The organism is Streptomyces sp. NBC_00466 (assembly GCF_041433995.1).
Classification (GTDB): domain Bacteria; phylum Actinomycetota; class Actinomycetes; order Streptomycetales; family Streptomycetaceae; genus Streptomyces.
The window spans coordinates 1,641,574-1,661,113 of record NZ_CP107896.1 but is presented as its reverse complement, the minus strand read 5'-3'; the positions used below and the strand labels follow the sequence as shown (position 1 = coordinate 1,661,113).

Genomic DNA, 19,540 nt, shown 5'->3' with positions numbered 1-19,540 from the left:
CATGACCGAACTGCTGCACATCACCGAGCGTTCCCTGTGGGAGGCGGCCCGCGCGGTCGGCACGTACGAGATGTCGACGCGCGGCCGCACCCTCCAGGAGGAGGGCTTCATCCACTGCTCGACGCGCGGCCAGCTCGTCGCGGTCGCCGACTTCCTCTACGGCGCCGGGAGCGGGACGGAGGGCGACGGCGGCCACGGTGAGCTGGTCGTGCTCGTCATCGACAGCGGCCTGCTCTCCGTACCGCTGCGCTACGAGTTCCCCGCGCCCGGCGCCGACGCCTTCCCGCACATCTACGGGCCGCTTCCGGTGGAGGCGGTCACCAAAGTCGTGCCCTGGCAGGACGGTTACGCGCTCGACTGGTCGGACGGGACCTGGCTCAACCCGCCCGCGCACACCGCGACCGACGGCGCGGAGCTGGTGGTGACCACCCGCGACAGCACCGACTTCTGGCGTACGACCAGCTACGGCTTCGTCCGTGACGACGGGCACGCGCTGCTGACCGAGCTGAGTGCGGGATCGGCGGTCGAGGTGACCTTCCTGGCCGATTTCGACACGCTCTACGACCAGGCGGGCGTCCTTGTCCGCACCGACGAGGAGAACTGGATCAAGGCGGGCGTCGAGATGACGGACGGCGCACCACAGGTGGGCGCGGTCGCCACCCGCGGTGTGTCGGACTGGTCCATGGCGCCGGTCCCGGAGTGGGCGGGCCGGCCGGTCACGGTCCGGGCCAGCCGCTCGGGGGACGCGGTGACGGTGCGGGCGCGCGCCGACGGCGAGCCGTGGCGGATGATCCGGCTGACGCCGCTCGACCCCGCGGCGAAGGCGTCGGCGGGCCCGTACTGCTGCTCACCGCAGCGGGCGGGGCTGCGGGTCCGCTTCACCCGCTTCGCGGTCGGCCCCGCCGACCGGCGGCTGCACGGCTGACGGTGACGGCTGACCGCTGTCGGCGCGAACGGGGTGTGCGGGACGTACAGGATGTACAGGACGTACGGAGAGGCTGACGCCCGCGGCCAGCAGGCAGACCGCCCCGCACCCCGCGAAGAACACCCCGGCGCCCCAGGCGGCGGCGACCAGACCGGCGAGCGGATACAGCAGCGGGCTGAGCCCCACCGTGCACAGGCTCGTGAGCGAGGAGACCCGGCCCAGAAAGCGGACCTCGGTGCGTTCCTGGAGCAGCGCGTTGCTCACCACCATGGCCGCACCGCTCGCCGCCCCGAGCAGCGCGCCCACCGCCACGGCCGGTCCGGGCCCCGGCACCCGGCCGACGGCGGCGACCAGCACGGCGGTGAGGAGCAGCGCGCAGAACAGCACGGCACGTGCGTACGGGACGCGGCGCACGGCGGTCAGCAGGAGGCCGGACGCGGCGCCGCCGACGGAGAAGGCGGTGAGGATCCAGCCGAGCGCGCCCGCACCCCAGCCGCGCTCGTCGGTGAGCAGCAGCATCCCGGTTCCGACCGGCCCGCTGAAGCACATCTCGCCGAGGCCGATGACGAGCACCAGCCGGCCGAGGTGCGGGTTCTCCCGCAGGTAGCGCAGGCCGGCCCGGAAGTCCTGCCCGGCGGTCGTGCGGCCGGGCCCGGCCGGGGCGTCCGGTACCGGGCGTACCCGTACGGCGATGAGCAGCACCAGCGATCCGCAGAAGAGCAGCCCGGACGCCCCGAAGGCACCGGCCGCACCGCCGGCGGCCAGCACCAGGGCACCGGCCGTCGGCCCCACGGCGTTGCTGAACCGGACGGACAGGGTGCGCATGCCCTGCACCCGGGCGAGCTGGTCCGGGCCTGTGAGCTGCGGCGGCAGCGCCCCGACAGCGGGCATGAACAGTGCGTCCACGGTGCCGAAGACGACCGCCAGGACGTAGAGCAGCCAGAGTTGGGTGCCCGTGAGCCAGGTGAACGCGGCGGCGGTGAGGATCACCACGCACCGCACCAGATCGCTGCCGACGACGACACGGCGCGCCCCGAACCGGTCGGCGACGACACCGCCGCCGAGCATCAGCAGGGCCCGGGGCACGGCTCCGGCGGCCAGCACCGCACCGGCCTGCGCGGGGCCCGCGGTACGGGTGGCCGCCCAGGTCAGGGCGAGAAAGTAGGTCACATCGCCGGTCACGGACGCGGTGTAGGCGCCCAGCCAGCGCAGGACGTTGGCGTCCCGGTGGGCGGCGGTGATCAGCGGTCGCGCGACCGTCATCAGCGGTCGAGCAGCGGGAACGACTGCAACTGGACCGAGACGGGGGTGGGGACGGGGACGCCGACTTCTTCCGTACCGTCCGCGCTGTCCCCAGTATCCGAATCGTCTGCGCTGTGCTGCGGCTCACGGGGCCCGAGCTGCCGGTATCGGCCGACGACTTCCACCAACTCGGCTTTCATCGCGTTGAGTTCGTCCGGCGTCAGATGCAGGGTGTAGTCGCTGAAGACCGAGGCGGCGTACCAGTCGTCGGGCAGCAGCGGCACCGTACCCGCCAGCCTGCGCAGCCGGTCGCTGTAGGCGAGCAGCAGGGACTGGGCGTAGGCGCGGCTGTCCGCCTGCTCCGACGGGCTGTTGGCGCCGGGATCGTGGAAGGAGGTCCGGTGCCGCGCCTGCCACCAGCGGTCCCGGCGGGTGCCGCGCCCGCGGTCCTCCTCGATCAGCCCGCCAGCGGCCAGGCGGCGCAGATGGTAGCTGGCCGACCCCGGGTCGAGCGCGAAGTGCGCGGCGAGCTGCCGTGCGGTGGCGGGCCCGTACTGCCGCAGCCGGCTCAGCAGATTCAGCCGCACCGGATGGGCGAGAACCCGCAGGGCAGCGGCGTCCAGCGTGACGTCATGCGCGGGACCGGGTGCGAGGGGGTCGGGCGCCGGCGGGGCGGGTGCTTCGGCCATGACAACACCGTAGAAGCAGAAGAGTCATTCCGGAAGACTCCTTCTGCATCTGCTCGTTCACGTGTGCGTGCCCTGGTCCACGGCATAGGCTCCCGCCCCATGAACGGACACATACCTTTCCAGCGGCTGCACAACTTCCGTGACCTGGGCGGCCGTCCTGCCGAAGCCGGCAGCACCGTACGCACGGGGCGGCTGTTCCGCGCAGACTCGCTGGCCAAGCTCGGCGGTGCGGACTGGGAGCGCTTCCTCACCCTGGATATCGGCACCGTCATCGACCTGCGCTACTCCTGGGAGATCGACGCCAAGGGCCGCGTCCCCGAGCACCCGTCGTTCACGTACCACCACCTCAGCGTCGAGCACCGCCCCTATGACCAGCCGAGCCTCGGCCCGGAGGTCGCAACCGGCCCGTACCTCGCCGAGCGGTACCTGGAGGTCGCCCACGACGGCGTCAGGGAACTGAGCCGGGCCATCGAGGTGATTGCCGCCGCCGGGGACCGCCCCGCCGTCTTCCACTGCACCTCGGGGAAGGACCGCACCGGCCTGCTGGCGGCGCTGGTGCTGACGCTTCTGGGGGTGTCCGAGGCCGACATCATCGAGGACTTCGCCCTCACCGGACTGGCCAGCGAACGCCTGCTCGCCGACTGGCGGGCCGAACACCCCGAGCGGGGGCCGGTCTGGCCCGGATACGGCCGCGCGCCCGAGGACGTGATGCGCCTCTTCCTGGCCGCCCTGACCGAGCGGTACGGGTCCGTTGGCGGCTACATCGCCGACCAGCTGGACCTCGCGGACGGCACGGTGGCCGCGCTGCGACGGAACCTGCTGGAACCTGCTCCTGCGGGATCCTGAACGACCGTGGGGCCCGACCGGTTGTCCCGGTCGGGCCCCACAGCTTTCTGCTCCGGTCCGCATCGCGGACCGTCGGGTGCGAACACCGCGGTCAGGCCTTCTTGGTCTCCCAGAAGATCTTGTCGATCTGGGCGATGTAGTCCAGCGCCTTCTGGCCCGTGGCCGGGTCAGTCGAGCCCTTGGCCGCCGACAGCGCCTTGAGGGTGTCATTGACGAGCTGGTGGAGCTCGGGGTACTTCTCGAAGTGCGGCGGCTTGAAGTAGTCGCTCCACAGCACCGATACGTGGTGCTTGGCGAGCTCCGCGCGCTCTTCCTTGATGACCGTGGCGCGGGCCCGGAAGTGCGGGTCCTCGTTGGCCTGGTACTTCTCCTGTACGGCCTTGACCGACTCGGCCTCGATGCGGGCCTGGGCCGGGTCGTACACGCCGCAGGGGAGGTCGCAGTGGGCGCTGACCTTCACCTTGGGGGCAAACAGGCGGGAAAGCATGGAGCTGTCCTTCCTCGTGATCGTCTTCTCGGGTGGGACATTACTCCGTGAGAGGCCTGATTTCGCGAGTGCCCCCTGGTGCTTAGGACAAAAGTCCAGGGTCAGTATGGGACTGGTGGACGATCGGACCGGGAGGTGCCGGATGACGGATCAGGGGCGGGAGACGCGGGCTCCGTTGGGTTTGGCGGAGGTGACGGGGCCGTCCATGGTGCCCACCCTGCTCCACGGTGACCAGCTGCTGGTGCACTACGGCGCCGGTCTCAGGCCCGGTGACGTGGCTGTGCTGCGCCATCCGCTGCAGCAGGATCTGCTGATCGTGAAGCGGCTGATCGAGCGGCGTGAGGGCGGCTGGTGGGTGCTGGGGGACAACGCGCACGCCGAAGGCGTGGACAGCCGCGCGTTCGGCACCGTTCCCGAGGAGTTGCTGCTCGGGAGGGTGCGGGCCAGATACCGGCCCATCATGCCGGGCCGTCAGCGCTCGGCCGCTGTGGTGCTCTCCTGGCTGGCGTCGGCGGTGCGGCCGGTGCTGGCGGACCGTGACGTCTCCAGACGCTTGCGCGCGCGGTAGGCGGCCACGTTGGCGCGGGTCGCGCAGCGGTCCGAGCAGTAGCGCCGGGACCGGTTTGTCGATGTGTCGAGATAGGCGTTGCGGCACGGCGCTGCCTCGCACAGGCCGAGCCTGTCCACCCCGTACTCGGTGAGATGGAAGGCGAGCCCCATCGAGGCGATGGCCGCGTAACCGGACGTCGCGTTGGACGGGTGGTCGGCCAGGTGCATGTGCCACAGCGGCCGGTCGTCGTCGTCACGGTGGTCGTGGCCCGAGATCTGCGGCGAGACCGGGAACTCCAGCAGCAGGGAGTTCAGCAGGTCCACCGCGAGCGTCTCGTCCCCTTCGTCCGCCGCCTTGAACACGGCACGCAGCCTGCCCCTGACCGAGCGGAAGCGGGTGACGTCGGCGTCCGTGGCGCGCCGGGCCGCGGACGCGTTCGTGCCGAAGAGCTCGCGTACCGCTTCGACCGAGGTGAGGGAGTCCTTGTTGCGGGCCGGCTCCTCGGTGTTCACCAGGCGCACGGCGTAGTCCGAGTAATAGGCCAGTTCCACTTGTAGTCCTTACGGAGGCGGTCTAGTGTCGACGAGCGTGTGGCCGTAATGGCTGCTTACGATTCGAGGGTATTACTTGGGTGGAGGAAGCAGTGGCGGAGTCGGTGGCGGGTACGGACTGGCAGTCCTGGCAGGAGAGCTGGGACCGGCAGCAGGAGTGGTACATGCCCGACCGTGAGGAGCGGTTCCGGGTGATGCTGGACATGGTGGAGGCGCTGGTGGGCCCTGCTCCCCGGGTGCTGGATCTCGCATGCGGTACGGGAAGTATCACGGATCGGCTGCTGAAGCGGTTCCCCGGAGCCACCAGCACGGGCGTGGATCTCGACCCCGCGCTGCTCGCCATCGCGGAGGGCTGCTTCGCCGGTGACGAGCGCGTCACCCTGGTGGCCGCCGATCTCAAGGACCCCGGCTGGACCGGGCTGCTGCCGCACCAGGAGTACGACGCGGTGCTCACCGCGACCGCGCTGCACTGGCTGCACACCGAGCCGCTGGCCGCGCTCTACGGGCAGATCGGCTCCCTCGTCGTGGACGGAGGCGTGTTCATGAACGCCGACCACATGATCGACGACGAGACGCCGCGGATCAACGCGGCCGAGCGCGCCCACCGGCACGCCGCCATGGACCGCGCCAGGGCGGCGGGCGCCCTCGACTGGGCGGACTGGTGGGCCCTCGCCGCCAAGGACCCGGTCCTCGCCGGACCGACCGCCGAGCGGTACCGGATCTACGGCGAGCACGCGGACGGGGACATGCCGTCCGTACGGTGGCACGCGGACACCCTGCGTGCGGCGGGCTTCGCGGAGGCGCGTGGCGTCTGGGCCTCGCCGTCCGACACCCTGGTGCTCGCCGTGAAGTAGGGCGCCGCCGGCCGGAGAGCGACGTACGGGAACAGGTGAAGGGGGTACGGGCGCGTCGGCCCGTACCCCCTTCACATACGCCTGGTGCGACTCACGTACGTCTGGTTGCGACCGCTCACAGCACCTTCGACAGGAACGACTTCGTCCGGTCGTGCTGCGGGTTGGTCAGGACGTCCCGCGGGTGCCCCGACTCGACCACCACGCCGTCGTCCATGAAGACCAGCGCGTCGCCGACCTCCCGGGCGAAGCCCATCTCGTGGGTCACGACGATCATCGTCATGCCGTCGTCCGCGAGGCCGCGCATCACGTCCAGGACGTCACCCACCAGCTCCGGGTCGAGCGCCGACGTCGGCTCGTCGAAGAGCATCAGCTTCGGCTCCATCGCCAGCGCACGGGCGATGGCCACCCGCTGCTGCTGGCCGCCCGAGAGCTGCGTCGGGTAGCTGCCCGCCTTGTCGGAGAGCCCGACCCGGTCCAGCAGCCGCTCCGCGCGGGCGCGCGCGACGGCCTTGGTCTCACCGCGCACCTGGACCGGTGCCTCCATCACGTTCTCGATGGCGGTCATGTGCGGGAAGAGGTTGAAGCGCTGGAAGACCATGCCGATGTCCCGGCGCTTCAGAGCGACTTCGCTGTCCTTCAGCTCGTAGAGCTTCTCGCCCTTCTGGCGGTAGCCGACCAGGTCCCCGTCGACGTACAGCCGTCCGGCGTTGACCTTCTCCAGGTGGTTGATGCACCGGAGGAACGTCGACTTGCCGGAACCCGAAGGGCCGATGAGGCAGAACACCTCGCGCGGGGCGACCTCGAGGTCGATCCCCTTGAGTACCTGAGTCGGTCCGAAGGACTTGTGGACGTCCTCGGCCTTCACCATCGCCGTCATGCGGACACCCCCGAGCGGTTGCTGAAGGAAGCCAGGTTCGCCTTGATCCGCTGGAGCGGGGTCAGCGGCAGGCTGCGGCTGGAGCCGCGCGCGTAGTAGCGCTCCAGATAGAACTGGCCGATGGAGAAGATGGTCGTGAGCACCAGATACCAGGCGGCGGCCAGGAACAGCATCTCCACCGCGGCCCCGGATGTCTGCCCGATGTCCTGGGCCGTCCTCAGCAGTTCGTAGAACTGCACCGCGGCCACCAGCGAGGTGGTCTTCAGCATGTTGATGACCTCGTTGCCGGTCGGCGGCACGATGACCCGCATCGCCTGCGGGACCACGATCCGCCGCAGCGTCCTGGCATGGCTCATGCCGAGCGCGTGCGCGGCCTCCGTCTGGCCCTCGTCGACCGCGAGCAGCCCGGCCCGGCAGATCTCCGCCATGTACGCGGCCTCGTTCAGGCCGAGACCGAGCAGCGCCGTCAGCAGCGGCGTCATAAAGCTCGACCAGTAGTCCTTGTAGATCGGACCGAGGTTGATGTACGTGAAGACCAGGCCCAGGTTGAACCAGACCATCAGCTGGACGAGGACCGGTGTGCCCCGGAAGAACCAGATGTAGAACCACGCGATCGACGACGTCACCGGGTTCTTCGACAGCCGCATCACCGCGAGGATGATGCCCCCGACGATGCCGATCGCCATGGAGAGCACGGTGAGCAGCAGCGTCTGGCCCACACCGTGGATGATCCGGTGGTCGAAGAAGTAGTCCGGTACCGCGCCCCAGTTGATCTTGCCCTGGGAGAACGCGTAGACGATCGAGGCCAGCAGGGCCACGGCGACCACCGCGGCGACGTACCGTCCGAAGTGCCTGACCGGGATGGCCCTGATGGCTTGCGGTCCGGCGGGCGGTGCGTCGACCGCGCCGCCCACCTTTTCCATGTCAGCAGTCATAGGTGATACCTCTCAGCGCCGGCGTCCGGTCAGGATCCGCCGTTGACCTTGGCCGTGGTGACCGCGCCCTGCTGGGCGCCCCACTTCGCCAGGATCTTGTCGTACGTGCCGTTCTTGATGATGGCGTTCATAGCCTGCTGGATGGCCTTGGTGAGCTGGTCGTTCCCCTTGGCGACCGCGATGCCGTACGGGGCTGCCTGGACCGTCGGGCCGACGATCTGGAAGTCTTTGCCGCCGCCCGAGGTCTTCACCGCGTACGCGGCGATGGGGGAGTCGGCCGATCCGGCGTCGGCGCCGCCCGAACGGAGCCGGGTCTGGGCCTGCTGGTCGTCGTCGAAGGCCTGGATGGAGAGCTTCTTGCCGGCCGGACACTTCTTCGCCTGCGCCTTGGCGAGGTCGTTGGAGACCGTGCCGCGCTCCATGACGATCGTCTTGCCGCAGAGGTCGGTCCAGTTCTTGATGCCCTCGTCCTTGCCCTTCCGGGTGTAGATGGAGACGCCGGCGCTGTAGTAGTCGACGAAGTCGACGCCGGTGCCGACCTTCTTGCCGTTCTCCACACCGTTCTGCCGGTCCTTGGTGTCGGTCATCGCCGACATCGCGACGTCGTAGCGCTTGGCGCGCAGACCGGTGACCAGGGTGTCGAAGGTGCCGTTCTCGAACTGGAACGACACCCCGAGCTGCTTGCCGAGCGCCGCGCCCAGGTCGGGGTCGATCCCGGAGACCTTGCCGGAGCTGTCCTTGAACTCGACGGGCGCGTACGCGATGTCGGAGCCGACCTTGACGGTGCCCTTGGCCCGGATGGCCTGCGGCAGCAGATGCGCGAGCGGTGCGGCGGACGAACCCGTGCTGTCGTTCTTGGTCTGGTCGCCGCAGGCGGTCAGCAGCAGTGCGCCGGCGACCGCGATCGCGCCGACCGCGGCTGTCCGGGACTTCATTGCGGCCGTGCGGCGCGTGGAGCGTGCGGTCATGGTGGTGGTCCTCCGGCGGATCGGACAGCTGGCGCCGCGGCAACGGTGTTCCGGTGCCACGACCATGTGTGGATGACGGCATCTTGCCAGCCGCACTGGCCCAATCAGGGGGCCGGGCATGTCAAAATCGGGTAACGGGTCACCCCCGTTCTCCACTTGGCCGGTACGGCACGACCGGACCATCTGCTGGCAAACGCGCCTTCCGCCGGAGGATCTCCGGTCTGCCCCGCGCCGTTCCGGGGCGCGTCTCGAAGGATGGACTTGTACCGTGGAAGCGGGCCCACCTGCCCGGATATCCCGCTATGAGCCATCTCACCGCGTCGGTGCGGACTCGATATGGACTCGTCCGATGTGCGGTCCATCCGGTAGAACAGACGGTTACACCCCTCATCCGGGGCTCAGGGCGCGTGTGCGGCGCGCCCGCGCGTATGTACCTCCCCCCGCCCGGCGGGCCAACCGGCCGTGCGGGGCACATACGCGGTGCCCGCCCACCCCTCCTCAACCAGGAGTGGCCACCCTCAACTGATGAAGACCTAAGGGGTAACAACCAATGGCAGCGGAGATCGTCAATCCTCGCAGCGAAAGTTTCAGCACTTCCTCGCAGGACGGGGAGCCCTTCGACCCGGTGTTCGCCCTGCATCGCGGTGGCAAGATGGCCATCCAGGCCACGGTGCCGGTGCGCGACCGGGACGACCTGTCCCTCGCGTACACGCCCGGAGTCGCCAAGGTGTGCAGCGCCATCGCCGAGCAGCCGGAGCTCGTCCATGACTACACCTGGAAGTCGCAGGTCGTGGCCGTCGTGACGGACGGTACGGCGGTGCTGGGGCTGGGTGACATCGGCCCGGAGGCATCCCTTCCTGTGATGGAGGGCAAAGCCATCCTCTTCAAGCAGTTCGGTGGCGTCGACGCCGTTCCGATCGCGCTGGCGACGACCGACACGGACGAGATCATCGAGACCGTCGTGCGGCTCGCCCCGTCCTTCGGCGGCGTGAACCTGGAGGACATCTCCGCGCCGCGCTGCTTCGAGATCGAGCGCAGGCTCCAGGAGCAGCTGGACATCCCGGTCTTCCACGACGACCAGCACGGCACCGCCGTCGTCACCCTGGCGGCCCTGCGGAACGCGGCCACCCTCACCGGACGCTCGCTGGGGCAGCTGCGCGCGGTCATCTCGGGTGCGGGCGCGGCGGGTGTCGCCATCGCGAAGATCCTCATCGAGGCCGGCATCGGCGATGTCGCGGTGTGCGACCGCAAGGGCATCGTCTCGGCGGACCGCGGGGACCTGACCGAGATCAAGCGGGAGGTCGCGGGCTTCACCAACAAGGCGGGCCTGACCGGCTCGCTGGAGACCGCGATGTCCGGTGCGGATGTCTTCATCGGGGTTTCGGGCGGTACGGTCCCCGAGCCCGCGGTCGCCTCGATGGCCGAGGGCTCGTTCATCTTCGCGATGGCCAACCCGAACCCGGAGATCCACCCCACGGTCGCCGCCAAGTACGCGGCGGTCGTCGCCACCGGGCGCAGCGACTTCCCGAACCAGATCAACAACGTGCTGGCGTTCCCGGGCATCTTCGCCGGGGCGCTCCAGGTGCGGGCCTCGCGGATCACGGAGGGCATGAAGCTCGCCGCGGCCGAGGCGCTGGCGGCCGTGGTGGCCGATGAGCTGAGCGCGGACTGCGTGATCCCGTCGCCGTTCGACGAGCGGGTCGCTCCGGCGGTCACCGCGGCGGTGGCGGCAGCGGCCCGCGCGGAGGGCGTGGCCCGGCGCTGAGCCGCCCCGGGGAGTGAGGGGCCGGCCGGCCCCTTCACCCCGGACCAGTGCAGGCAGCGTCACACCTGTGGCCGGTTCCGTACGGAACCGGCCACGCCTATGGTCGGGACATGTTCGCCGCCTACGCAGCCCGCATCGATCGCGACCACCCCCTCAACGGCCTTGAACTGGGGGAGCGTCCGGCCCCCGTGGCCCGGCCGGGCTGGACGACCGTCGACGTCAGAGCCGCCTCCCTCAACCATCACGACCTCTGGTCGCTCCGCGGTGTGGGGCTCGCAGCCGACAAGCTGCCGATGATCCTCGGCTGCGACGCCGCGGGGACCGACCAGGACGGCAACGAGGTCGTCCTGCACTCCGTCATCGGGCAGAGCGGGTACGGGGTCGGGCCGAAGGAAGGGCGGTCCATCCTGACGGAGAAGTACCAGGGCACGTTCGCCGAGCGGGTCACCGTCCCCGAGTGGAATGTGCTCCGCAAGCCGAAGGAGCTGAGCTTCGAGCAGGCCGCCTGCCTGCCCACCGCCTGGCTCACGGCGTACCGGATGCTCTTCACCAACGCCGGTGTGCGGCCCGGCGACTCCGTACTCGTCCAGGGTGCGGGCGGCGGTGTGGCGACGGCCGCCATCGTGCTGGGGAAGGCGGCGGGCCTGCTCGTGTACGCCACCAGCCGGGACGAGGCCAAGCGCCAACGGGCCGTAGAGCTCGGCGCGGTGGACGCCTTCGAGCCGGGTGCGCGGCTGCCCCGGCGGGTGGACGCCGTCATCGAGACGGTGGGGGCCGCCACCTGGTCGCACTCCGTCAAGTCGCTCAAGCCGGGCGGCACCCTGGTGATCTCGGGTGCCACCAGCGGCTCCGATCCGGTGTCGGCCGAGCTCACCCGGATCTTCTTCCTGGAGCTGAGGGTCGTCGGCTCGACCATGGGGTCCAAGGACGAGCTGGAGGACCTGCTCTCGTTCTGCGCGGCCACCGGGGTACGGCCCGTCATCGACGAGGTGCTGCCGCTCGACCGGGCCCGCGAGGGCTTCGAGAAGATGGCGTCGGGCGAGCTCTTCGGCAAGGTCGTGCTGACCGGGGCCTGACCGGGCCCGGCGGGCCGCCGTCCCGCTCCTCACCGGTCGGCCCGCCCCTGGCGGCGGTCAGCCGGTGACGACGAGGAACTCGCCCTGCGGGTCGTCCGTTCCCTCCGCCAGCGCCTGCCGCAGCCGCCGCAGATGCCCGGCCGTGAGCTGGAGCGGCGGCTCGTCCGGCTGGTATGTGGTGCCGCGCGGGTAGTCCTCGTGCGGCGTGGACGTCATCTCGATGTGGCAGCCGAGCACATGCGTCACCGGGTGCTCCTCGCAGAACGCCAGCAGCCGCTCGACCGTGGCGGTGAAAGCCGCCTCGTCGGCTACGTAGATCCGGCCGGGATAGAGCGAGTCGCCGGTCAGCAGCAGTCCGGTGTGCCGGTCGTGGAAGACGACCGCCGCACTCTGGTGGCCGGGGCCGGGGATCAGATCGAGGATCCGCCCACCGAGGTCGAGTTCGCCCTTCCGGTGCGGCCAGTCGGTCAGCCCGAATAATGTGGCGACCGATCCCTGGTCCTTGCCCACGACGGTGGTCAGCGGCCGTCCGGCGAACTGCGCGTCGCCCGCCACGTGGTCGCCGTGGCCATGTGTGTGGGCGACCAGCAGCCCGTACCCCCCCGCGTCCCTCGCGCGGATTGCGCAGCAGCCACTGGCTGATCAGTGCGTCGACGGTGGCGCGCAGCGGGAAGTGCGCCGGGTCGGCCGAGGCTCCGGTGTCCAGGAGCAGCGCCCTGTCGTTCCCGAAGAGCAGGAAGAGGAAGGGCGCTTCGAAGTGCACGGACTTGTTCTGCCGCAGGATCAGGGTGTGTTCGGAGTATGCGTGGACCTGGATCTCCGGCGCGGAATCGTGCTTCGGGGAGGGCCCGCCGTGGTGCCAGTCGACGTCGAGGCTGCCGGATACGGGTGCGCCGTGGAGGTAGTCGATCACGGTCGGCACCGTACTCCCGTCCGCCGCCCGGGTCTTCCGGAATTCCGGGGTGGACCGGGCCGTCCGGATGTCAATGAAGGTTGACAGTATTCAGGGTGTCAACGTAAGTTGACATCATGACCGAGGCAACGGAACTCGCCGCCCGGGCGAGCGACAGTGACCCACGCGTCGGGCTGCGGGCGGTGGCCGCGCTGCGGCGGCTGCTGGAGCGGCTCGAATCCGTACAGGTGCGCAGCGCCCGCAACCAGGGCTGGTCGTGGCAGGACATCGCCGCGGAGCTCGGTGTCAGCAGGCAGGCAGTCCACAAGAAGCACGGGAGGCAGTGATGTTCGAACGCTTCACGCAGGGGGCCAGGGACGTGGTCAGCGGTGCGGTCGGGTACGCCGGGCGCGCGGGCGAGCCCCGGATCACCGAGGAGCACCTGCTGCTGGCGCTGCTCGACGCGCGCGGTACGAAGGCGTCCTCCGTCCTCTCCTCGCTCGGGGTCACCGGCCGGCGCGAGCAGGTGGCCGGGGCGCTGGCGGACGCCCGGCGCCGGGGCGGGATCTCCCGGGCCGACGCGGATGCGCTGGCGGGTCTCGGTATCGACATCGACGAGATCGTCGGGCGGATCGAGGAGGAGCACGGGCCGGACGCGCCGGCGCCGGGCCGGACCGGGGCCAGAACGCTCCGCCGGACCCTCGCGCCGGGCGCGAAGGAGACGCTGCGGATCGCCCTGCGGACCGCGGTGGCGCACCGGGAGCGCCATCTCGGCGACGAGCACCTGCTGTTGGCGCTCATCGAGCGGGGCGGGGTGGCCGCGGACGCCCTGGCGGCGTGCGGGGTGTCGTACGAGGACGTGGAGCGTGTGCTGCGGGTCGGCGGCCTGCCCGGCGCGGCGTGACGGAACGGCGCCCGCCCCTCCGGCGGTTGCCGGGGGAGCGGGCGCTCGGGCCTGGACTCTCTCGTCCCCGGCCTATGCCCCGGGGCCGCGCAGTGCCGCGCCGATGTGGGCTGCCGCCGCCGACAGATGCCGCCTGGCGTCCCGGAGCTGGCCGTCCGTGACGCCGTGGTCGCGGGCCGCGTCCCGGATGTCGTCGCGGAAGCGGTCGAGCAGCCGGTCCAGGTCGCGGGCCGGGTTGCCGGACGGCTCCTCGTGCGCCCACTCCGGCTCGGGCGCCGGGTGGCCGTCCCCCTTGTCCAGGTCGATCCTGCCCAGGTCGACGGGGACCGCGGCGTCCGGGCCGGCGGTCGCTTCCGTACCGGAGCCGGAGCCGGAGCCGGGATCCGTGCCCGTGCCGGCCGTGGTGTGCGCACCGGAGTCGGTGTCCGTACGGGTTCCCGCCACCGGCTCCGCGGTCCGTCCGAAGCGGCCCAGCTCCCGGGTGAATTCGGCGAGACCTTCGCGCACCCCGGCCGGCCAGTCGCCGCGTGCGAAGTGGTCCTGGACCTGCTCGGCGACCCGCTGCAGCTGTTCGCGGGCGTAGTCCTGGGCCTCCCTGGCCTGGCGGCGTGCCTGCTGGGCGTCCTCGCGGGCGCGGCGCGACTCGTCCTTCGCCCGGCGCGCCTGCTCCTTCCACTCCTGCTTGGCGCGCTTGAAGTCCTCCTTGGCCTGGCGCCAGCCCTCCTTGTCGGTCCAGTTCCCGTCGAGGAAGTCGGAGGCGTCAGGGAATCCGGGGAACGGCTTCCCCGCGCCGGAGCCGCCGCCCGCGCCCGCCGTCCGGCCACCGCCCGCCGTACCGGCCGAAGTCCTGCGTGCCTCCTTCGCGGCCTGGCGGATCTCGCGCCGCAGGTCGTTCGCCGAGCCGCTGACGTCGGCCCGGATCTCCGCGGCGAGCTCGGAGACCGACTCGCGGATCTCCATCTCCAGGTCGGCCAGTTCGCCGCTGCGGCCCGCCAGTTCGGCGCGCCCGGCCTCGGTGATCGAGTACACCTTCCGGCCGCCCTCCGACGCGTGGGTGACCAGCCCCTCCGCCTCCAGCTTGGCGAGGCGCGGATACACGGTGCCCGCGCTCGGCGCGTACAGCCCCTGGAAGCGCTCCTCCAGGAGTCTGATCACCTCGTAGCCGTGGCGCGGGGCCTCGTCCAGCAGCTTGAGGAGGTAGAGCCGCAGTCGGCCGTGGGCGAAAACGGGGGCCATGTCAGAGCACCTTCTCGGCGATGTCGTCCTGTGCGGGCCTGCGCAGCAGGGCGATGGCCCCGCTCACGGTGGTCGCCCGGAGGCTGCCGGTGCCCGCGCCGAGGGTACCGGTGATCTTCTTGGCACCCCACTGGCCGCTGACCCGCAGATCCTCGAAGGCGTTCGACACGGCGCCGCTCGTGGTGTTCGCGCTGACCTTGGCGTCCGCCAGCGGGGCCAGCCTGATGGCGACCTCGCCGGAGACGGTGGTCAGGGCGATGTCGGTCGGCCCGCCGGTCGCGTCGAGGTCGACGACCATGTCGCCGCTGACCGATTCTCCCCGTACGGACGAGCCGGCCCCCTCGATCACGGTGAGGTCCCCGGAGACCGAGTGGAAGCGCAGATCGCCGCTGACGGCCTGGGCCTCGACGTTCCCCGACACGGTCTCGGCGAGAACGGTGCCGGAGAGGCCGACCAGGGCGGTGTCGCCGGAGACCCCGCGGACCTCCGTACGTCCCCGGACCCCGGAGACGACAGCGCCCGCACCCACCACGCCGACCTCCACCCGTGCCGACGCGGGTACGGCGACCGAGACGACGGCGGTGCGCTTCCAGCCCTTGCGGTCCAGCCACTTCAGGAAGCCCTTCCAGGGCAGGTCCTCGTAGGCCACGGTCAGCGTGCCGTTCTCCAGCGTCACTTCCAGCGGCGGCCCGTCGATCCCGGAGATCTCCAGACGGGTGCCGCCCTGCTCGTTCAGCACCGCGTCGTCGGTGCCCACGACATTGACCGTGCCGTTCACGATGCGCACGTTCAATGCCGTCACTGGTTCGTCGAAGGAGAGCTTCCGCGGCTCCGACACTGACCTCTCGGACATGGGACTGACCTCCACGGGTCGGATGCGACGCAACATATCGCGTCTTCTGCAGAACACGATATATCGCGGATTGGCGAAGTCAAGTGCGCAGGTGGAATGCGTGGATCTGTCCTAGCGTGGGGCCATGTCAGAGAACGCCACAGGTGCCCTGCTGCTCTGCCGGGCGGAGCCGGCCGCCGTACGGGCAGCGGCCCACGTGCTGGGGGAGCAGCTGCTCCTCGCCCCGGCGGGCGAGCGGTGGAGTGTGCTCGTCCCCGAGGGGAAGCCCTGGCTGCACGGGGAGGAACCGGTCGACCGGGTGGCCGGTGGCTGGGTCACCACGCTCGCGGTCTCGTCGGACTGGCCGGTGCTCGCCCTCTGGTGGGACTGCGACCGGGCGGGTCTCACGCTGGCCTCCGGATTCCGGCGGCCGGTCGGCTATGTCTGGCGCGCGGACGGTACGCCGGTCGGTGAGGACGGGGCGATGCGCACGTTCGGCGCACGGCTGCGGCTCGATCCCGTACTGGATCTCCAGGCGCTGACCGAACTCACCCTTCCGGACCCGCTCGCCGACTCACGCTCCCGGCTGACCGGTCTCACCGCGGTCCTCGTCCGGGCCGGCCTCGCCCTGCCCACCGGCCTCACCCCCGGCGACCCCGCCGACCGGCTGCGCGAGGTGGCCAGGGTCCACCCGGCCACCGGGCGGATCGATCCGACGGGCCTGCGGGAGACCGTGCGGGCGGAGCTCGCCGCTTTCGAGGACAGTGCGCTCGGCCCCTGGCTGCGTGGCCCGCGGGCCCGCGCGCTCGGTGCGGTCCAGCTGGCGGCCGGTGTCCCGCTCGCGCTCTGGGGCTTCAGCCGCCGCAGGGGAGGCTGGACGGTGGCGGCCGCACTGCTGATGGCGCACGGGGTGCTGGGCCTGGCGTACGACCGGATGCGGGCGGGCGCCTGAACCCGGGGCCGCCGGGCCGCTCGCCTGCCGCTCCGTTACGCGGGGGCGCCTCACGCGTCGGCGCCTACGCGCGGGCGCCCGCGAGCCCGGCCTGATCCAGACGGAAGTCCCTATGCGTCGTCGTCCTCGTCCTCGTCGTCCAGCCGGGCCAGCCAGGTCGCCAGGCGCTCGACCGGAACTTCGAAGTCCGGGTTCAGGTCGACGAACGTACGCAGCTGCTCGGCGAGCCACTCGAAGGTGACTTCCTCCTCGCCCCGCCGCTTCTCCAGTTCCTCGATGCCGCGGTCGGTGAAGTACACGTGTCGCTCCTGTTGCGTTCCGGATGTTCCCTTTCAGATTATGCGCGGCGCCCGTCCGTCCGCTGCGTGGCGGGTTACGGACTCCTCCGCAACCGGTCGGGCCAGTACCCTCGTCATGGTCCAAGTAACCTGTTGGTGAGGTGACTTGAGCGATACGGGGGAGTCATGGCGGCCGAGGTACAGGAAATCGTCCTGCCGGGAGGTGCGGTCGTGCACGCCCGGCTGACTACGTCCGGCGCGCACGGCGACGGATACGAGGACGTCGGCGTCGCGGAGGTGCTGCAGAACCGGGTGGACGACCTCCGGCGGGTGATCGCCGGCGTCGGAAGCTCCGTGCTGGACGCCGCGCGTGCCGCGTGCCCCGACGAGGCCACCGTCACGTTCGGCCTTGAGTTCAGCGTCAAGGAGGGGAAGGTCATCTCCGTCCTGGCGGGGGCCGAGGCGAAGACGGCCCTCCAGGTGTCCCTCACCTGGAAACTCGCCGGGAATCCCGCGCAGCAGCCCGCCGCGGCCGCACAGCAGCCGGACGCACAGCAGCCCCTCACGCCTCCGCCCGCCGCGCCCCGGCCCGCCGATGAATGAGCCCGACCCCGTCGTCAACTCCCTCACGGCTGCCGCGACCGTCCAGCTGCTGCCCGCCGACGGCGCCGCCGCCGACTTCTGGGGCAGCGGCTTCTTCATCGCCCCCGGCTGGGTGCTGACCTGCGCCCATGTGCTGCGCCCGCATCTGCCGACCGGGCCGGGCGGGCACCTCGCGGTCCGCGGCGACGGCTTCAACGACGGGATCCCGGTCCCCGCCGAGGTGGTGGCCTGGCAGCTGGCCGAGAACGAGGGGGCCGTGATCCCGCCGGAGCGGGACCTCGCCCTCGTCCGGCTGCTGGACCCGGAGACGGAGCACGAGTGTGTGTGGTTCACCGACCGTGACGTACGGCCGATGCACACGGTCGTCGTACACGGCTACCGGCCGGAACCGCAGACGGCGCCCGGGGGCGGCCCGGAGTCCTTCGTGGCCAGGGCCGGTATCAACGTGCTCAGTGGGACTCACGGACTGCTGATCGAGCCCGGCGCCGAGTACCCCAAGGGCGTGTCCGGCGGCCCGCTCCTCGACCCGGTCACCGGCGAGGTCGTCGGCATCATCAAGTCCCGCCGGAAGGACAAGGAGGGCGGCCTCGCCGTCGCGGCCGGGGCGCTGCGCGGATTCGGCGACCGCTACCGGGAGGTGATGGCCGCACACGACCGCTGGCACGCGGCACGGACCGGGCGCCACACCTGGACCGCCCGGCAGCCCGTGACGGGCTCCGCCGGGCCCGGCGGAGGCGGCGACTGGACCCCGCGCGACCGGCGCGAGGCGCTGGCCCTGCTCGCCGAACTGCCCGGCCCCGCCACCGGAGCGCCCGTCGGGGCCATCGCGGGCAAGGCCGCCCGCGGCCTGCTGCCCCCGGCCAGGGCCGTACTGCGGAGCTGGCGGGACGGCCACGGCCTGCTGTACGACGGCGACCAGCCACTCGGCCCGCTCGTCCAGCTCAGCTACCTCCGGCTGGCCGCCCAGTACGTCGGGGCGCGCGGTGGCGCGACCGGCCCGCTCTCCGACTGGATCGACCGCAGGCTGGAGCAGGTGGCGGACCCGCTCCTGCACGAACTGGTCACCGGGGTCAGGCTGCCGCCGGCGCTGCTCCCCGACCCCGTGCGTCCCGAACGCATCGTCCTGCCGTACCCGGGCCCGAAGGAGGGGCCGGTGGTCACGGTCGTGATGGATCCGCTGCACGACGACCCCGCCCTCTTCGAGTGGACGATCCACCTGTTCGGCGGGGAAGGGGGCAGCGAGCAGATCGGTGCGTACGAGGGGCCGGCGCCCCGCAGGCACGGTGGCGACGCGGTCTGGCACAACCACCAGACGCTGCGGCGCAGGCTCCATGAGGTGCTGCACGCCGAGGACCCCGACGAGGACCATCCGGTGCCGGTGGAGATCGCCCTGCCGCTCAGCCGGTTCGACACCCCCGTCCACCGCTGGCAGCTCCACGACGCCCCGCCGATGGGCGGACCCACCCAACTCGGGGCGCAGCGCCGTCTGGTGGTGCGTGATCTGGGGCGCCGCGGCCGGTGGCGGGACGAGGCCGGGCGGGAGAGCCGCTGGCAGGACACCGCCGGGGCCCAGCGGCTGACCGTGGCGCGGATCCCGGAACCGGGTACCGCGCAGCGGCCCGCGTACTACGAGTCGCTCCCGGCCGGCGCCGTCCCCGTGCTGTGCCGCCCCGCGGGGCAGGGCGCCGGAGCCGCCGCCCTGGAGCTGACGCTGCGGGCCGGTCACGGCATCGCGCTCTGGCACATCGGCCGCGGCGGCGGGCACAGTTGCGGGGAGGGCTGCGACGAACTGCGGGCGCGGGTGCAGAAGTTGTTCGACGCGTCCGGCACAACGGCGGAACTCCCGGACCGGCTGCGCCATCTGCGGGAGGACATCGACCGCCGGCACCCCGAGACCCACTGGCCGGAACCGCTGATGCTGCTGTACGACGATCCCGGGCGGCCCCTGCCCACCGACGACGAACACACCCTGGACTCCCCGTGACCGTTCCCCGGCGGAGTCCCACCCGGAAGCAATGGCCTGAAAACGACTTTGACGATGCGCCGGACGGGTACGTATCCCGGGACGCCCGGCGCCG

At 71.4% G+C, this 19,540-nt stretch carries 22 protein-coding genes and 1 pseudogene; 12 read left to right on the top strand and 11 right to left on the bottom strand.

All coding sequences use genetic code 11. The features are described 5' to 3' along the window. Position 1: 1 nt before the first annotated feature. Positions 2-340: pseudogene (locus OG210_RS07265) on the top strand (DUF952 domain-containing protein); the annotation flags it as partial. Further along, complete coding sequence (locus tag OG210_RS07260) at positions 329-925, top strand: DUF1349 domain-containing protein (protein WP_371540206.1); 597 nt, start codon at positions 329-331, stop codon at positions 923-925. The pseudogene OG210_RS07265 and the gene OG210_RS07260, both read left to right, overlap by 12 nt. Here the strand turns inward: OG210_RS07260 and OG210_RS07255 are convergent. Beyond that, positions 848-2,188, bottom strand: coding sequence for an MFS transporter (locus OG210_RS07255; RefSeq protein ID WP_328331318.1), 1,341 nt, complete (start codon positions 2,186-2,188; stop codon positions 848-850). The two genes, OG210_RS07260 and OG210_RS07255, sit on opposite strands and share 78 nt — an antisense overlap. Beyond that, complete coding sequence (locus tag OG210_RS07250; RefSeq protein WP_328331320.1) at positions 2,188-2,856, bottom strand: helix-turn-helix domain-containing protein; 669 nt, start codon at positions 2,854-2,856, stop codon at positions 2,188-2,190. The genes OG210_RS07255 and OG210_RS07250 overlap by 1 nt, the downstream gene beginning before the upstream one ends. A 99-nt stretch (positions 2,857-2,955) precedes the next feature. On the opposite strand from OG210_RS07250, the gene OG210_RS07245 reads away from it, so the two are divergent. Then, positions 2,956-3,702: a tyrosine-protein phosphatase gene (locus OG210_RS07245; protein WP_328331322.1), complete on the top strand. Its 747-nt coding sequence runs from the start codon at positions 2,956-2,958 to the stop codon at positions 3,700-3,702. Positions 3,703-3,793: 91 nt separating this feature from the next. Here OG210_RS07245 and sodN read toward each other — a convergent pair whose 3' ends face one another. Beyond that, complete coding sequence (gene sodN / locus OG210_RS07240) at positions 3,794-4,189, bottom strand: superoxide dismutase, Ni (RefSeq protein WP_266853175.1); 396 nt, start codon at positions 4,187-4,189, stop codon at positions 3,794-3,796. Between the two features lie 142 nt (positions 4,190-4,331). Here sodN and sodX point away from each other — a divergent pair, with 142 nt between their 5' ends. Further along, positions 4,332-4,757 (top strand): nickel-type superoxide dismutase maturation protease, encoded by a 426-nt coding sequence (sodX, locus tag OG210_RS07235; RefSeq protein WP_328331326.1) that lies wholly within the window; start codon positions 4,332-4,334, stop codon positions 4,755-4,757. Here sodX and OG210_RS07230 read toward each other — a convergent pair. Then, positions 4,661-5,290, bottom strand: a complete 630-nt coding sequence (locus OG210_RS07230; RefSeq protein ID WP_328331328.1) for a CGNR zinc finger domain-containing protein — start codon at positions 5,288-5,290, stop codon at positions 4,661-4,663. The two genes, sodX and OG210_RS07230, sit on opposite strands and share 97 nt — an antisense overlap. Positions 5,291-5,454: 164 nt before the next feature. On the opposite strand from OG210_RS07230, the gene OG210_RS07225 reads away from it, so the two are divergent. Next, entirely contained in the window at positions 5,455-6,144 is a 690-nt protein-coding gene (locus OG210_RS07225; RefSeq protein ID WP_328335608.1) for a class I SAM-dependent methyltransferase, read from the top strand. Positions 6,145-6,259: 115 nt separating this feature from the next. On the opposite strand, the gene OG210_RS07220 is transcribed toward OG210_RS07225, so the two are convergent. From OG210_RS07220 to OG210_RS07210, 3 genes are read right to left on the bottom strand one after another with little or no spacing between them, the layout of a single operon-like run. Then, positions 6,260-7,021 carry an amino acid ABC transporter ATP-binding protein gene (locus OG210_RS07220; protein ID WP_371535357.1) on the bottom strand — a complete coding sequence of 254 codons (762 nt, stop codon included), beginning with the start codon at positions 7,019-7,021 and terminating at the stop codon, positions 6,260-6,262. Beyond that, positions 7,018-7,956, bottom strand: a complete 939-nt coding sequence (locus OG210_RS07215) for an amino acid ABC transporter permease (RefSeq protein WP_328331332.1) — start codon at positions 7,954-7,956, stop codon at positions 7,018-7,020. The genes OG210_RS07220 and OG210_RS07215 overlap by 4 nt, the downstream gene beginning before the upstream one ends. Positions 7,957-7,985: 29 nt before the next feature. Then, positions 7,986-8,924, bottom strand: a complete 939-nt coding sequence (locus OG210_RS07210) for an ABC transporter substrate-binding protein (protein WP_328331334.1) — start codon at positions 8,922-8,924, stop codon at positions 7,986-7,988. A gap of 550 nt (positions 8,925-9,474) precedes the next feature. On the opposite strand from OG210_RS07210, the gene OG210_RS07205 reads away from it, so the two are divergent. Further along, complete coding sequence (locus OG210_RS07205) at positions 9,475-10,689, top strand: NADP-dependent malic enzyme (protein WP_328331336.1); 1,215 nt, start codon at positions 9,475-9,477, stop codon at positions 10,687-10,689. Positions 10,690-10,799: 110 nt separating this feature from the next. Next, a complete protein-coding gene (locus OG210_RS07200) occupies positions 10,800-11,765 on the top strand; it encodes a zinc-binding dehydrogenase (RefSeq protein ID WP_328331338.1) in 966 nt (321 codons plus the stop codon). 57 nt (positions 11,766-11,822) lie between these two features. Here OG210_RS07200 and OG210_RS07195 read toward each other — a convergent pair whose 3' ends face one another. Continuing rightward, positions 11,823-12,320: an MBL fold metallo-hydrolase gene (locus OG210_RS07195; RefSeq protein WP_371535354.1), complete on the bottom strand. Its 498-nt coding sequence runs from the start codon at positions 12,318-12,320 to the stop codon at positions 11,823-11,825. Between the two features lie 474 nt (positions 12,321-12,794). Here OG210_RS07195 and OG210_RS07190 point away from each other — a divergent pair, with 474 nt between their 5' ends. Then, positions 12,795-13,004, top strand: a complete 210-nt coding sequence (locus tag OG210_RS07190) for a helix-turn-helix domain-containing protein (protein ID WP_328331342.1) — start codon at positions 12,795-12,797, stop codon at positions 13,002-13,004. Then, positions 13,004-13,561, top strand: coding sequence for a Clp protease N-terminal domain-containing protein (locus tag OG210_RS07185; RefSeq protein ID WP_328331344.1), 558 nt, complete (start codon positions 13,004-13,006; stop codon positions 13,559-13,561). Before OG210_RS07190 ends, OG210_RS07185 begins: the two co-directional genes overlap by 1 nt. 72 nt (positions 13,562-13,633) lie before the next feature. Here the strand turns inward: OG210_RS07185 and OG210_RS07180 are convergent, their stop codons facing one another. Continuing rightward, positions 13,634-14,797: a helix-turn-helix transcriptional regulator gene (locus OG210_RS07180; RefSeq protein WP_371535351.1), complete on the bottom strand. Its 1,164-nt coding sequence runs from the start codon at positions 14,795-14,797 to the stop codon at positions 13,634-13,636. Between the two features lies 1 nt (position 14,798). After that, entirely contained in the window at positions 14,799-15,650 is an 852-nt protein-coding gene (locus OG210_RS07175; protein ID WP_328331348.1) for a DUF4097 family beta strand repeat-containing protein, read from the bottom strand. 124 nt (positions 15,651-15,774) lie between these two features. Between OG210_RS07175 and OG210_RS07170 the strand changes: the two genes are divergently transcribed. After that, positions 15,775-16,581 (top strand): hypothetical protein, encoded by an 807-nt coding sequence (locus OG210_RS07170; RefSeq protein WP_328331350.1) that lies wholly within the window; start codon positions 15,775-15,777, stop codon positions 16,579-16,581. 110 nt (positions 16,582-16,691) lie between these two features. Here the strand turns inward: OG210_RS07170 and OG210_RS07165 are convergent, their stop codons facing one another. After that, a complete protein-coding gene (locus OG210_RS07165) occupies positions 16,692-16,880 on the bottom strand; it encodes a DUF6104 family protein (protein WP_327295275.1) in 189 nt (62 codons plus the stop codon). A gap of 165 nt (positions 16,881-17,045) precedes the next feature. Here OG210_RS07165 and OG210_RS07160 point away from each other — a divergent pair, with 165 nt between their 5' ends. Both OG210_RS07160 and OG210_RS07155 read left to right on the top strand, forming a co-directional pair. Continuing rightward, positions 17,046-17,462 (top strand): CU044_2847 family protein, encoded by a 417-nt coding sequence (locus OG210_RS07160; protein WP_371535349.1) that lies wholly within the window; start codon positions 17,046-17,048, stop codon positions 17,460-17,462. Next, positions 17,455-19,446 (top strand): trypsin-like peptidase domain-containing protein, encoded by a 1,992-nt coding sequence (locus OG210_RS07155; RefSeq protein ID WP_371535347.1) that lies wholly within the window; start codon positions 17,455-17,457, stop codon positions 19,444-19,446. Before OG210_RS07160 ends, OG210_RS07155 begins: the two co-directional genes overlap by 8 nt. Positions 19,447-19,540 lie beyond the last annotated feature (94 nt).

What these genes read in the sequence shown, in the direction of transcription:
- sodX (WP_328331326.1), top strand. Translation starts at nt 4,332, where the DNA reads ATGACGGATCAGGGGCGGGAGACGCGGGCTCCGTTGGGTTTGGCGGAG.
- OG210_RS07180 (WP_371535351.1), bottom strand. Translation starts at nt 14,797, where the DNA reads ATGGCCCCCGTTTTCGCCCACGGCCGACTGCGGCTCTACCTCCTCAAG.
- OG210_RS07250 (WP_328331320.1), bottom strand. Translation starts at nt 2,856, where the DNA reads ATGGCCGAAGCACCCGCCCCGCCGGCGCCCGACCCCCTCGCACCCGGT.
- OG210_RS07210 (WP_328331334.1), bottom strand. Translation starts at nt 8,924, where the DNA reads ATGACCGCACGCTCCACGCGCCGCACGGCCGCAATGAAGTCCCGGACA.
- OG210_RS07155 (WP_371535347.1), top strand. Translation starts at nt 17,455, where the DNA reads ATGAATGAGCCCGACCCCGTCGTCAACTCCCTCACGGCTGCCGCGACC.
- OG210_RS07245 (WP_328331322.1), top strand. Translation starts at nt 2,956, where the DNA reads ATGAACGGACACATACCTTTCCAGCGGCTGCACAACTTCCGTGACCTG.
- OG210_RS07175 (WP_328331348.1), bottom strand. Translation starts at nt 15,650, where the DNA reads ATGTCCGAGAGGTCAGTGTCGGAGCCGCGGAAGCTCTCCTTCGACGAA.
- OG210_RS07190 (WP_328331342.1), top strand. Translation starts at nt 12,795, where the DNA reads ATGACCGAGGCAACGGAACTCGCCGCCCGGGCGAGCGACAGTGACCCA.
- OG210_RS07205 (WP_328331336.1), top strand. Translation starts at nt 9,475, where the DNA reads ATGGCAGCGGAGATCGTCAATCCTCGCAGCGAAAGTTTCAGCACTTCC.
- OG210_RS07255 (WP_328331318.1), bottom strand. Translation starts at nt 2,188, where the DNA reads ATGACGGTCGCGCGACCGCTGATCACCGCCGCCCACCGGGACGCCAAC.
- OG210_RS07160 (WP_371535349.1), top strand. Translation starts at nt 17,046, where the DNA reads ATGGCGGCCGAGGTACAGGAAATCGTCCTGCCGGGAGGTGCGGTCGTG.
- OG210_RS07215 (WP_328331332.1), bottom strand. Translation starts at nt 7,956, where the DNA reads ATGACTGCTGACATGGAAAAGGTGGGCGGCGCGGTCGACGCACCGCCC.
- OG210_RS07170 (WP_328331350.1), top strand. Translation starts at nt 15,775, where the DNA reads ATGTCAGAGAACGCCACAGGTGCCCTGCTGCTCTGCCGGGCGGAGCCG.
- OG210_RS07185 (WP_328331344.1), top strand. Translation starts at nt 13,004, where the DNA reads ATGTTCGAACGCTTCACGCAGGGGGCCAGGGACGTGGTCAGCGGTGCG.
- OG210_RS07200 (WP_328331338.1), top strand. Translation starts at nt 10,800, where the DNA reads ATGTTCGCCGCCTACGCAGCCCGCATCGATCGCGACCACCCCCTCAAC.
- OG210_RS07225 (WP_328335608.1), top strand. Translation starts at nt 5,455, where the DNA reads ATGCCCGACCGTGAGGAGCGGTTCCGGGTGATGCTGGACATGGTGGAG.
- OG210_RS07220 (WP_371535357.1), bottom strand. Translation starts at nt 7,021, where the DNA reads ATGACGGCGATGGTGAAGGCCGAGGACGTCCACAAGTCCTTCGGACCG.
- sodN (WP_266853175.1), bottom strand. Translation starts at nt 4,189, where the DNA reads ATGCTTTCCCGCCTGTTTGCCCCCAAGGTGAAGGTCAGCGCCCACTGC.